Source organism: Pseudonocardia nematodicida (genome assembly GCF_040105385.1).
In the GTDB taxonomy this organism is placed as follows: domain Bacteria; phylum Actinomycetota; class Actinomycetes; order Mycobacteriales; family Pseudonocardiaceae; genus Pseudonocardia; species Pseudonocardia nematodicida.
On sequence record NZ_JBEDNQ010000014.1, the window covers coordinates 49,243 to 61,536 of the forward strand.

Below are 12,294 nucleotides of genomic sequence, written 5' to 3' on the forward strand. Positions count from 1 at the left end.
TGCGCACCGCCCGGCGCCGGCCGCACGCAGGCACGACGGTGGGCGGGACCCGACCACCCCGTCCGGCGCGCTGGCCGTTCCCCGGGCCACGTGTGACCTGTTCGGACCGGAGGGCGGCGGGGATACGCGCAGGAGCCGGTGCGGACCAGGGCACGACGGTCTGCACTGGAGGATTCCTGTCGGGGCGAGGCGCGGAGGAGCGGTCGGGGAGGGTCAGACCCGACAGGTCGCGCTCGCGATGTACCCGAGGTCGAGCCATGCCCGGCCGACCAGGAGGTCGCCGACGCTCGAACCGGGGTGTCGCACGCCGACGATCATACGGACGGGTGGCCGCGGCCCGGCCCGGGGCCGACGTGACCTCGGTCCCGTCCCCGTCCCGCTCGCGCGGTGATCCGTTGTCCGCGCGCCGATCGTGCGTCCGCGCGTGCCATGGCGCGTGCGTGTTCGGTGCGCGGATGCCGGATCTGCGCGCGGACGCACGCCGTCGGGGCGCCGCTGGAGCCGGACCGGGCGGGGCATTCCGTCGGCGATGTCGTGCCCGGGACCGGGTGCCTAGGCTGGACCGATGCCGAGGACTCCCGGGACGGATCCAGCGAACGGCCGGACATCGGAGTCCGCCGTGCCCTCCCGCGGTTCGGAGATCCAGTCCGTGGCGCGGGCCGCGACGGTGCTCGGCGTCGTGGTGGACAGCGGCGAGGGGCTCACCACCACCGAGATCGCGAAGGTCACCGGGATGACGGTGTCCACCGTGCACCGGCTGGCACACACCCTCGTCGCCGGCAACCTGCTCTGCCGCGACAGCGGGTCCGACCGGTTCCTGCCGGGCCCGCTGCTGCTTCGCCTGGCCCGCAAGTCGCTCGGCGCGTCCGGCGTCCCGGAAGCCGCGGACGTACTCAAGGAGCTCGCCGATCGCACCGGCGAGACGGCCAGCATCGGCATGCGCCGGGGCGACGAGGTGCTGATCGTGCTGTCGGTGCCCTCCACCCGCTCGCTGCGCTACACCGGACGGCCGGGGGAGCGGGTGCCGCTGCTGGAGTCCGCGATCGGCTGCGCGATCCTTGCGTTCGGGGCCGACCCGGTCGCCCAGGTCGCCGAGGTGATGGGCGGACCGGAGGGGCCCGAGGCCTGGAGCACCGAGGTCGACCTGATGGCGACCCAGTTCCGCGGCTACGCGGTGCTCGACGACCCGCACGACGAGGCGTTGCGCGCGGTCGCCGCGCCCGTCGTCGCGGCGGGGGACCTGGTCCGGATGGCGGTGGAGGTCCAGGGCCCGGTCAGCCGGCTGCCGGAGGACGCGCTGGACGGGATCGGCGCGCTGGTCCGCGCCGCGGCAGACGCCCTGGAGGGGCTGCCCGTGTCGATGGCGTTCGGGGAGTTCTGACCCGGCGAGGGATGGACACCTGTCCGGACATTTCCGGGATGCGCGAACAGTTTTCGCACTCTGCAAACACCCTGTTGACGCGCGCGGCGAACGCTTCCTACGGTGAGGTCGTCGAACCGGAGGGAGGTGCAGGTCGTGAACGCTCATGAGGGCGACATCGTGGTGTCGCCGAACCACGTCGTCTTCGACCTGCCCGAGCTGGTCGCCGTCCGGGAGGGATTGTTCGCCGAAGCCGGTCTGGACGTCCGCTTCGAGGACCCGGCCGACCGCTCCGCCGACCACCGGCGCAACCCGGCCGTACGGCACAAGGAGTCGCAGTTCGCCGCGGCCCGCACCGACGTCTACAACGTGTGCGAGTGGGGCGGCATCGACCGGCTCGAACGCGGCGCCCGCGGTGCGCGGATCGGCTACCTGCGGGCCGCCGTCGTCGCGCAGGCCCTGGTCAGCACCGACGACCGCCTGAACGAGCCGCACGACCTCGCCGACGTACCGGTCGTGATCAACGAGTACACCGGCTCGCACTACACGGCCCTGCACCTGCTCGAGGGCACGGTGCCCCGCCAGCGGATCGTGCTGACCCACGGCGGGCCGCCGGCCGAGCGGCTGGAGTCGCTGCTGTCCGGCGGGTGCCGCGCGACCATGCTGATGGAGCCGTTCCTCAGCGCGGCGCTCGCGCACGGCGCGCACCTGCTGGGCACCTACTCGTACCGCGGCTCGCAGGTCCTCGCCCCGCACCTGACCCCCGAGCGGCAGGAGCGGTACCGAGACGTGGTGAACCGGGCCGTCGACCTGATCAACGCCGACCGCGCGCGCTGGACGCCGCTGATCGCCGCAGAGGCCGGGGACCGGCTGGACCCCGCCGACCTGCGGAAGGATCACTTCCGCTACACCCACCTGGTCCCCTACACCGAGCAGCGGTTCACCGAGACCTACGCCTGGATGCGCTCCTGGCGGCTCACCGACGGGCGCTCCGGGTACGAGACGCTGCGGACGCTGCGGTGAACCGGTTCCTCACCCGCCGCCGGCACATCGACCTCTGCCTGATCAACGGCGGCGGCTGTCCGCCGCTCCGGCCGTCCTGACACCCCGGCCCTGACGGGCCCCGTTCCTCCCGGTCGCGCCGGAGCGCGTGACCGTCCTCGCCGCGCGCCGCGCGGACCCACCCCCTCCTACGGAGCCCCCGCATGCCCGTACGCCCCCTGACCACCGACCGGCGCACCGTGCTGCGCGCCGCGCTGCTCGGCGCCACCGGACTCGCGACCGCCCCGCTGCTCGGCGCCTGCGGCGGTGGCGCCGCCGACGGCCGGCTCACCGCCCGGATCGAGGACTCCGGGGCCGGGACCGCGTCGTCGGCGATCCGCCCGATCGCCGAGGACAACGACCTGCTCGGCGATTTCGACGTGTCCTGGATCTCCGGGTCGGGTCCCGGCGACGTGCAGAACAAGCTGCTCTCCCGGGCGCTCGACGTCGCGAGCTTCGGCCCGCTCGGCGCGGTCGTCGCCGGCGAGGCCGGGTCCGACGTCGTGCTGTTCTCGCCGAACCTCACCAACCACGTCCGCTGGCTGGTGCCGGAGAACAGCCCGTACCGCACCCCCGCCGACCTGCGGGGACGCCGGGTGGCGACGCCGCCCAACAACAGCGACGCGTTCCGCTCCACCCAGCTCGCCGCCGCCGTCAACGGCACGGACTTCACCGCCGACTACGAGCTCTTCCCGGGGGCCGTGCTCGCCGGGCTGGCGCTGTTCGACCGCGGCGACGTGGACGCCATCGTCACCATCGAGCCGAACGCGACGCGGCTGGTCGGCCGGGGCGCCCGGCAGATCGCCACCGTCGGCGAGCAGTGGGCGCAGGGCACGGGCGAGGACCCGAACTCGCTCATCCTCAACGGTCAAGGTGCCGTGCGGTCCTTCGTGGACGCCGAGCCGGAGACCGTCCGCGCCGCCGCCGACCTGCGGGTCCGCGCGCACGAGATCATCCGGGAACGGCCGCAGATCCTCTCCGAGCTGCACGAGGTCTACGGCTTCACCGCCGACGAGCGGCCCGCGATCGAGCTGCTGCCGCAGCGGCTGCGCGACGTCTACCCCGTCGAGTGGGGCGAGACGGCGTTCGCGAACCTGCGGCGCCAGGTCGAGGTCGCCGCGCAGGTCGGCCTGGTGACGGCCCTCCCGGCCGAGCTCCCGTGGATCGAGGTGAGCCGGGCATGACGGCCACCGACATCGCCCCCGCCACCACCGGGGAGCGGGCCTCCCCGGCCTCCCCGGTCCGCCGGCGCCGGCGCCTGCGCGCCGTGGGCCCGGCCGTGCTGTTCCTCGTCGTCGCCGCGGCGGCCTGGCAGCTCATGGCCGTGCTGCTCGACTCGGTCCTGGTCCCGGGGGTCGGCGACGTCGGTGGCGAGCTGGTCGAGATCGTGCTGGACGGCTCGTTCGCCGAGCACCTCGGGATCACAGTCCTGCGGGTCGCGCTCGGCTTCGCGCTGGCGTTCGTGGTCGCCGTGGCGGTCGGCATCGCGATGGGGCGCAACGAGTTCGCCCAGCGGTTCTTCGAACCGGCGGTGCTGCTCGGGCTGACCATCCCGGGGCTGGTCTGGGCCCTGCTGTGCGTCATCTGGTTCGGCATCGGGCTCGCCAACCCGGTCATCGCCGTCGCGCTCGCATCCGCCCCGGCGCTGGTCCTGACGATCTACCAGGGCGTCCGCTCGGTCGACCCGGACCTGCTGGAGATGGCGCACGTCTACCGGTTCTCCGGCACCACCCGGCTGCGCCGGCTCTGGCTGCCCGCGCTCGCGCCGTCGCTGTTCGCGGGTGCCCGGCTCGGCCTGTCCCTGGGCTGGAAGGTGATCGTGCTCGTCGAGGTGTTCGGCATGTCGTCCGGCGTGGGCTACCAGCTCAACAACGCGTTCGCCGCGCAGAACGTCGCCGCGGTGCTGGCCTGGACGCTGCTGTTCGCCGTCGTCATGGCGGTGCTCGAGTACGGCGTGCTGCAGGGCCTGGAGCGACGGGTCGGCCGCTGGCGGAAGGTGGTGTCGGTGTGAGCACCCCCGTGACGTCGCAGACCTCGGGCATCCGCCTGGACGGGATCGGCAAGACCTTCGTCGACGCCCGGAGCGGCGCCCCGCAGACCGTGCTGGAGGACTTCTCGCTGACCGTCGAGCACGGCGAGCTGGTCGCGCTCGTCGGCGCCTCGGGGACCGGCAAGACCACCCTGCTGCACGTGGTCGCCGGACTGACCACTCCGGACACCGGCACCGTCGAGATCGGACGGCCCCGGCTCGGAGTGGTGTTCCAGCAGCCCCGGCTGCTGGACTGGCTGCCGGTCCGGCAGAACGTCGTCCTCGCCCTCGAGGCGGCCGGGCTCGACGCCGCGGCGGCCGACGAGGTCCTCGACGCGGTCGGGCTCACCCCGTACGCCGGGTCCTACCCGAGCGTGCTGTCCGGCGGGCAGCGGCAACGGGTGGCCGTGGCCCGCGCGTTCGCGGTCGAACCGGATCTCGTGCTGCTCGACGAACCGTTCAGCGCGCTCGACGAGCTCACCGCCCGGCGGCTGCGCCTGCTGCTCCAGGAGCTCTGGATGCAGCGACCGCGCACCGGACTGCTCGTCACGCACAACCCCCTCGAAGCCGCCCTGCTGGCCGACCGGGTCGTCGTCCTGGCGGGGCGGCCGGCCCGGATCGCCGCCGAGCACCGGGTGGACCGGGACCGGCCGCGCTCGGCGGAGGACCCGCACCTGTTCGACCTGCACAGCCTCATCGTGTCCGCGCTCGCCTGAGCGTGGCCCCCACCGGAAGGAACCGGACATGACCGATCGTCCCCAGGTCACCATGGAGCTGCTGTCCCTGGTGTTCTCGTTGCCCCAGCTCGTCGCCCAGGACGAGGGCTACTTCGCCGAGGAGGGTGTCGACGTCCAGTTCGTCACCAAGGCCTACGCCGACGCCGGGATCTCCCCGCTGGAGGACCACCAGCTGCTCAGCTCGTTCGGCGCGACCAAGTCGCACTTCGAGAGCGGCGAGGCGTCGCTGTACCGGGCCTGCGAGTGGGGGCAGGTCCGCCGCGCCGGGGACACCACCGTCGGCGGACGGGTGGTGTCCAAGCGGGCCGCCGTCAACGGCCAGGCGATCATTGTCCGCGGTGACCACCCCGCGACCCACCCGCAGGACCTGGCCGGGGTCACCGTGGCGGTGAACTTCCACCACGGCTCGCACTACGTCGCGCTGCAGACCCTCGAGGGCTTCCTGCCCCGGGAGGAGATCTCGGTCGCGCACTACGGCGGCCCGCAGGTCCGGTTCGAGGCGCTGCGCGACGGCACCGTCGGGGCCGCGGCGCTGATGGAGCCGTGGATCACCCTCGCCGAGAAGCAGGGCTACAAGATCCTCGCCGAGGCGTTCTACGTCGGCGCCGAGATCGCCGGCCCGCAGATCGACGAGGACACCTACGCCCGGATCAACCGTGCGGTGGTGAAGGCGGTCCGCAAGCTCAACGAGGACCCGCGCCCGTACCTGCACCACCTGACCGCGGAGATCCCGGCCGAGCTCGGCTCGGTGTCGCCGGACGAGATCCCGCTGGGCCGGCTGCGCTACGTCGACCCGGCGCCGTACCCCGAGGCGCAGTTCCAGCGCACCTACGACTGGATGGTGTCCTGGGGCCTGATCGACGACGACCGGACCTTCGACTCGCTGGTGAAGAACCTGGTGGATGTCTGAGCCGGCGACCACCGGTACGCGGCCACGCCCGGGTGTCCGGGCGTGGCCGCTCTACGTCGGTGGCTTCCTCGGGCCGTATGCCAGCACCATGGTCACGCCGATGGTGCCGGAGGTGGCCGCCGGGCTGTCGACCACACCGGAGCTCGCCACGGCGGCCGTGACGACGTACATGCTGCCGTTCGCCGCGGTGATGCTGGTGTCCGGGACGCTCGCTGAGCGCTGGGGCCGGGCCCGCACCATGCAGCTGTCGCTGATGGCGTTCGTGGTGGCGTGCGGGCTGTGCGTGCTCGCCCCGACGATCGAGTGGTTCCTCGCCGCGCGGGCCCTGCAGGGCGTCACGAACGCGTTCACCACCCCGCTGCTGGTCGCCGCGATCACCGACCTCGTCCCGCGGGCCGGGCTCGGGCGGGCGCTCGGGTGGTTCGCCGGCATGCAGGCGGCCGGGCAGGCGGCCAGCCCGCTGGTGTCGGGGCCGTCCGCTGCGATGGACTGGCGGCTGGCGTTCGCGTTCCCGGCGCTGGTGGCCGTGGTGCTCGCGGCGCTGCCCCCGACCATGAACGCGGCGGGCCCGCGACCGGCCGGGCCGCCGCCGGTGCGGGCGCTGCTCAACCGGAACCTCGCGCTGGCCTGCGGGCTGTCGTTCCTGTGCTACCTGGCCGCCGTCGGGCTCACCGTGCTGGCGATCCTGCGTGCCGCCGACGACTTCGGCCTCGGGCCGTGGGAGCGCGGGCTGCTGGCCGCGTCGTTCGGCGTGGCCGGGCTGCTCACCGCGCCGCTGCTCGGGCGGCGGCTCGACGCGCTCGGCCCACGCCGCACCGGCGTGCTGATGAACGTGCTGCTCGCCGGCGGGCTGGTGCTCGCCGCGACCGGGCCGACGGTGCTGCTGCTCGGGCTCGGCATCGCCGCGGTCGGGGTCGCGGTGACCGGGCTGCGCACCACGGTCAACGCGATCGCCGCCACCAGTACCGAGGGCAACCGGGCCGGGGCGGCGTCGCTGGCGCTGTCGTTCCAGTTCTTCGGCGGGGCGCTGGCACCGCTGATCTGGGTGCCGCTCTACACCTCCGCCGGAGCGCTCGGCTTCGCGGCGACAGCGCTCGCACCGGTGCTCGCGCTACTCCTGCTCGCCACCTGGCGACGGCGCTGACGGCGCCGCACGGGTTTCGGTCGCGCAGCACGAGCCACGATCTGTGCGGCGGAGCCGGAACCCGTGCGGCGCGGGCGTGCTCAGCGCACCGGCGCCGGGCGGGCGAGGCCGAGGTGGTCGCGCAGCGTCGTGCCCGGGTACTCCCGCCGGACCAGGCCGCGGGCCTGCAGCTCCGGGACGACGAGCCGGGCGACGTCGTCGAGCGACGCGGGCGCGACGGCGGGCAGCACGATGAACCCGTCGGCACCGCCCTCGGCGTACCAGCGCTCCATCTCGTCGGCCACGGTCCGCGCCGAGCCGACCAGGGTGGGGAACGACAGGCTCGCCGCGTACTCCACGGCCAGCTCGCCCAGGGTGATCCCGCGCTCGATCGCGTCGCCGATGACGTGCTCGAAGCGGCCCTTGGACCCGCGCAGCTCGTCCCGGACGTCCGGTACCGGCGCGTCCACCCGGTGCCGGGACAGGTCGTAGTTCATCGACGCCGACATGAAGGTCAGCCCCGCCACCGGGTGCACCAGCGCCGTCAGCTCCCGCTCCATCGTGCGGGCCTCGGCGTCGGTGTCGGCGACGATCGGCATGATCCCCGGCAGCACCTTCACCGTGTCCGCGGGCCGGCCGGCCGCCTCGACGGCCGCGCGGAATCCGGCACGGAAGTCCTGGGCCCGCTCGAGGGTGGGGGCCACCGCGAACACCACCTCGGCGGTGCGCGCCGCGACCTCCAGGAACGTGCCGGACGCCCCGGCCTGCACGATCACCGGCCGACCCTGCGGCGAGCGCGGCAGGGTCAGCGGCCCGGCCACCCGGAACCAGTCCCCGGCGTGGTCGGCGCGGCGGACCCGGGCGGGGTCGGCGTAGACCGACCCGGCCCGGTCGAGGACGACGGCGTCGTCGTCCCAGGTGTCCCACAGCTCCAGCACGGTGTCGATGAACTCCGCCGCCCGGTCGTAGCGGGTGGTGTGGTCGAGGTGGGCGTCGCGGCTGAAGTTGCGGGCCTCGCCGTCGCTCACCGAGGTCACCGCGTTCCAGGCCGCCCGCCCGCCGCTGACGTGATCGATCGTGGAGAACGTCCGGGCCACGTGGAAGGGCTCGGAGTAGGTGGTCGACGCGGTCGCGGCGAGCCCGATCCGCGAGGTCGCGCCGGCCAGCGCGGTGAGCAGCACGATCGGGTCGCGGTGCACGTTGACCCGGCCGCGCAGCACCTCGTCCGGACTGCCGCCGTAGATGTCGTCGACGGCGAGCTTGTCGGCGACGAACACGAAGTCGAACCGGGCGTCCTCGGCCGTGCGGCTCTGCTGCCGGAACAGCTCGATGTTCGCCCCGGCGTCCATCCCGGAGCGGGGGTGCCGCCAGCCACCGGCGTGCAGACCGGCCTCGCTCAGGTACAGGCCGAGATGCATCTGCGCGCCACCCCTAGGACGCCGGGGCCAGGGACAGGTCCTGCACCGCGCCGGCGACATCGACCTCGTTGCGCAGCACGCCGTACTCCCGGTAGTTGTCCGCGACCTCCTGGATCTCGTCGATCACCGCCGGGTCGAGCGGGATCAGGTCACGCTCGGCGCGCTCGGCCATCAGGTTCGCGACGGCGGCGGGCCGGTCGGTGAGCTGGGTGTAGATCGCGGCGCTCTCGGCCGGGTTCTCCTGCGCCCACTGCACGGCCTGGCCGTAGCGGGCGACGAAGTCCTGCATGGCCTCGCGGATGCCCGGGTCCTCCAGCGAGTCGGTGTTCGCGTCGAGGAAGGTCAGGCCGGCGGCGAGCGCCTCGGCGTCGCGCAGCACGCGCGCACCCTGCTCCTCCTGGGCGACCGCGGTGTAGGGGTCCCAGGTGGACCAGGCGTCGATGGCGCCGGACGACATCGCCGCGGCGGCGTCGACCGGCTGCAGGAAGGAGACCTCGACGTCGGCGGCGGTCAGCCCGGCCTCGTTCAGCGCCTGCAGCAGCAGGTAGTGGCCCACCGAGCCCTGGGTGGTGGGGGAGACCTTCTTGCCCCGCAGGTCGGCCACCGACTGGATCGGCGAGTCCGCCGGCACCAGCAGCGACAGGCCGTACTGCTGCGGGACCCGCGTCGCCGCGACGATCGAGATGTCGTCGGTGGACGACAGCGCGGTCAGGGTCGGCGCGTCGCCGGCCACGCCGATGTCGATCGCCTGGCTGCGCAGCGCCTCCAGCAGCGGTGCGGCGGCCGGGAACTGGGCCCACTCGACCTGGTAGGGCGCACCCTCGAGCGCCCCGGAGGCCTCGAGCAGCGCCTGCTGGATCCCGGCCTGGTCGCCGACGTTCAGGGTGACGGTGGACAGGTCGACCGGGCCGTCGGCGGCGGCGTCCTGGCCGCCCGACGAGCAGGCGGTCAGGCCGAGCGCCGCGACGGCGGTCAGGGCGACGAGCAGGCGCTTCACGAGTGGGTCTCCGGATCGGTGAGCGGGGTGAGGGCGGGGAGGTTCACGACGATCCCCTCCTGGGTGCTGCGCGAGATCACGACGACGGCCGGGTTGTCCGGGTCGGGGTTCTCCTCGCGGTGCGGGACGTAGGGCGGGACGAACACGTAGTCGCCCGGCTCGGTCTGCAGGACGACCTCGCCGGTGCCGTCGTGGAAGACGAACCGCGGGCGGCCGCTCACCACGTAGATCGAGGTCTCGGCCTCGCCGTGGTGGTGGTCGCCGGAGTTCGTGGCCGGGGCGACGTGCGTCTCGCCGGTCCACAGCTTCGAGGAACCGACGGTCCGGCCGCTGACCGCCTCGCGACGGCTCATGCCGCTGGTCTGGGCGGTGTCACCGGACAGGTCGGCGCCGCGGACCAGGTGGACGCGCGCGTGCGCGGGGAGCGCGGGGGCGAGGTCGGGGTGGAAGGCGTCGGGCATCACGGCTCCGGGGTGAGAAGGGTGAGGGAGCGGGTGGTGAGGAACTCGGCGACGGTGCGTTCCAGGTCGGCCCAGAGCGGGGCGGCCCCACCGGTGGCGCGCACGCTCGCCAGCGATCCCTCGGTCGCCAGGACGACGTCGAGGACGGTGATCTCCGCGGCCGGGCGGGCGAGCCGGTAGCCGCCCTCGCAGCCGCGGCGGCTGCTGACCAGTCCGCCGCGGCGGAGCTGGAGCATCACGTTGACCAGCGAGTTGAGCGGGATGCCACAGGAGCGGGAGATGGCCTCGCAGGTGAGCCGGCCGTCGTCGCCGGCCGTGGCCAGCTCGGCCAGGGCGCGCAGCGCGTGGTCGAGCCGGGCCGACACGTGCAACGGTGCGGCGCGGCGTGCGCCCGACGCGGCCGGGGCGTCGGGCGCGACGAACCGCGCCCCCTTCGCCAGCCGCTCCAGGAACAGCACGAGCCGGGCCGCGACGATCCGGTGGAACTGGTCGTTCAGCACGTCGTGCACGCCGTCGGCGACCACGGCCAGCTCGTCGCTCGCGCGGCCCAGCGACCGCACGGCGTCGACCGGCGCCACCGGGTCGGCGTCGCCGTGCAGCCAGAGCACCGGCACGTCGGGGAGCGGCACGTCCGGTACCGGGGGCGGGGGTGCGGTGAGCGCCCCCCAGCCGAAGTCCGGATCGGCTTCCAGCACGCCGCGGTGCACCGGGCACGCGGTGCGGGCGTCGAGCTCGCCCTCGTGACCGTCGGGCGCGACGGCCGCCGGACCGGCCGGGAGGCCGGCCAGGACCAGGCCGTCCACCCTGGTCGTGCCGGACGCCGCCAGCTCCCAGGCGCGCAGCGCCCCGACGTCCGAGCCGAGCAGCACCCGCGCGCCGTCGGCGTCGGCGAGCGCGGCGAGCACCTCGGTGTCGCCGGCTCCGGGGTCGTGCACGGCGACGGTCCAGCCGTCGGCGGCCAGCCGGCGGCCGAACCGGGCGTAGACGGCGCCGTGCTCGCCGCGCCCGGCGAGGACGGCGACGGTCCCGCGCGAGGTGCCCTCCGGGCTCCAGACCGCCGCGGCGGACGCGGGCGCGCTCACACCCCCACCTCCGCACGGGCCCCGCGACCGGCGCGGTCCGCGGTCCCGCGCCGGGCCAGCTCCGCGTGCACCGCGGGCAGCAGCTCGCGGCCGTAGCGTGCGGCGTCGGCGATCGGGTCGTAGCCGCGGATCAGCAGCGTCGTGACGCCGATGTCGACGTAGTCGGCGAGTGCCGCGGCCACCGTCTCCGGGGTACCGACCAGCGCGGTCGAGTTGCCGGCCGCGCCGGAGGCCGCCGCGGTCGCGGTCCACAGGCAGCGGTCGTGCACCTCGCCGGCCTCGGCGGCGGCGAGCAGCCGCTGCGACCCGACGTTCGCGGGCGCCCCGGCCTCGCGCATCCGGGTGCCGGTGAAGGACCCGGCGCCGCCCTTCGCGGCGACGATCCGGTCCCGGACCTCGTGCGCGCGGGCCCAGGCCTGCTCCTCGGTGTCGCCGAGGATCGGCCGGAACGACACGCTGATCCGGGGCAGCACGGTGCGGCCCTCGGCGCGGGCGGCGTCGTGCACCCGGCCGATCTGCTCCGCGGTGCCGGCCAGCGGCTCGCCCCACAGCGCGAACACGTCGGCGTGCCGGCCGCCGACCCGGTAGGCCGCCTCCGACGACCCTCCGAAGTAGACCGGGATCGGGGCGAGCGGGCGGATCTCCTGCTGCACGCCGTCGACCTGGTAGTACTCGCCGTGGTGGTCGAACGCGCCGGGGGAGGACCAGGCGCGGCGCACCACCGACAGGTACTCGTCGGTGCGGGCGTAGCGCTCGTCCTTGGCCAGCCGGTCGCCGTCGCGGCGCTGGTCGGTGTCGCTGCCGCCGGAGATGACGTGCATCGCGACCCGCCCGCCACCGGAGAAGTGGTCCAGGGTGGCGTACTGGCGGGCGGCCAGCGTGGGCGCGGTGAAGCCCGGCCGGTGCGCGACCAGGAAGCCCAGCCGCTCGGTGTGCGCGGCGGCGTAGGCGGCGACCTGCAGGCCGTCCGGGGTGGACGACGAGTGTCCGATCAGGACCTTGTCGAACCCGGCGTCCTCGTGCGCGGCGGCGAACCGGCGCACCGTGTCGCGGTCGACGACCGGACCGGTCGCCGGGTGGATCTCGGAGACCTCCTGGGTCCCGATCATGCCGATGAACTCGACGGACATGACGTG

The 12,294-nt window shown here is 74.4% G+C and carries 12 protein-coding genes; 7 read left to right on the forward strand and 5 right to left on the reverse strand.

The features are described 5' to 3' along the window. Nucleotides 1–619 precede the first annotated feature (619 nt). The 7 genes from WIS52_RS27970 to WIS52_RS28000 all read left to right on the forward strand — a co-directional run bounded on the left by WIS52_RS27970 (nt 620) and on the right by WIS52_RS28000 (nt 7,221). Entirely contained in the window at nt 620–1,381 is a 762-nt protein-coding gene (locus tag WIS52_RS27970; RefSeq protein WP_349301393.1) for an IclR family transcriptional regulator, read from the forward strand. Between the two features lie 135 nt (nt 1,382–1,516). Next, nucleotides 1,517–2,383, forward strand: coding sequence for a substrate-binding domain-containing protein (locus tag WIS52_RS27975; RefSeq protein WP_349301394.1), 867 nt, complete (start codon nt 1,517–1,519; stop codon nt 2,381–2,383). A 182-nt stretch (nt 2,384–2,565) separates the two neighbouring features. Next, entirely contained in the window at nt 2,566–3,585 is a 1,020-nt protein-coding gene (locus WIS52_RS27980; protein WP_349301395.1) for an ABC transporter substrate-binding protein, read from the forward strand. Next, the gene (locus WIS52_RS27985) at nt 3,582–4,412 is read left to right on the forward strand and encodes an ABC transporter permease (protein ID WP_349301396.1); all 831 of its coding nucleotides are present in this window, start codon (nt 3,582–3,584) and stop codon (nt 4,410–4,412) included. The genes WIS52_RS27980 and WIS52_RS27985 overlap by 4 nt, the downstream gene beginning before the upstream one ends. After that, nucleotides 4,409–5,146 (forward strand): ABC transporter ATP-binding protein, encoded by a 738-nt coding sequence (locus tag WIS52_RS27990; RefSeq protein ID WP_349301397.1) that lies wholly within the window; start codon nt 4,409–4,411, stop codon nt 5,144–5,146. Before WIS52_RS27985 ends, WIS52_RS27990 begins: the two co-directional genes overlap by 4 nt. 28 nt (nt 5,147–5,174) lie before the next feature. Beyond that, complete coding sequence (locus tag WIS52_RS27995) at nt 5,175–6,077, forward strand: ABC transporter substrate-binding protein (protein ID WP_349301398.1); 903 nt, start codon at nt 5,175–5,177, stop codon at nt 6,075–6,077. Continuing rightward, entirely contained in the window at nt 6,070–7,221 is a 1,152-nt protein-coding gene (locus tag WIS52_RS28000) for an MFS transporter (protein ID WP_349301399.1), read from the forward strand. The genes WIS52_RS27995 and WIS52_RS28000 overlap by 8 nt, the downstream gene beginning before the upstream one ends. 80 nt (nt 7,222–7,301) lie before the next feature. Here WIS52_RS28000 and WIS52_RS28005 read toward each other — a convergent pair whose 3' ends face one another. The 5 genes from WIS52_RS28005 to WIS52_RS28025 are packed head-to-tail and all read right to left on the reverse strand — an operon-like array spanning nt 7,302 to nt 12,288. Beyond that, entirely contained in the window at nt 7,302–8,618 is a 1,317-nt protein-coding gene (locus WIS52_RS28005) for an LLM class flavin-dependent oxidoreductase (RefSeq protein ID WP_349301400.1), read from the reverse strand. A gap of 13 nt (nt 8,619–8,631) precedes the next feature. Beyond that, entirely contained in the window at nt 8,632–9,615 is a 984-nt protein-coding gene (locus tag WIS52_RS28010; protein WP_349301401.1) for an ABC transporter substrate-binding protein, read from the reverse strand. Then, complete coding sequence (locus tag WIS52_RS28015) at nt 9,612–10,076, reverse strand: cupin domain-containing protein (RefSeq protein ID WP_349301402.1); 465 nt, start codon at nt 10,074–10,076, stop codon at nt 9,612–9,614. The genes WIS52_RS28010 and WIS52_RS28015 overlap by 4 nt, the downstream gene beginning before the upstream one ends. After that, nucleotides 10,076–11,158 carry an Rrf2 family transcriptional regulator gene (locus WIS52_RS28020; RefSeq protein ID WP_349301403.1) on the reverse strand — a complete coding sequence of 361 codons (1,083 nt, stop codon included), beginning with the start codon at nt 11,156–11,158 and terminating at the stop codon, nt 10,076–10,078. The genes WIS52_RS28015 and WIS52_RS28020 overlap by 1 nt, the downstream gene beginning before the upstream one ends. Next, nucleotides 11,155–12,288: an LLM class flavin-dependent oxidoreductase gene (locus WIS52_RS28025; RefSeq protein ID WP_349301404.1), complete on the reverse strand. Its 1,134-nt coding sequence runs from the start codon at nt 12,286–12,288 to the stop codon at nt 11,155–11,157. The genes WIS52_RS28020 and WIS52_RS28025 overlap by 4 nt, the downstream gene beginning before the upstream one ends. Nucleotides 12,289–12,294 lie beyond the last annotated feature (6 nt).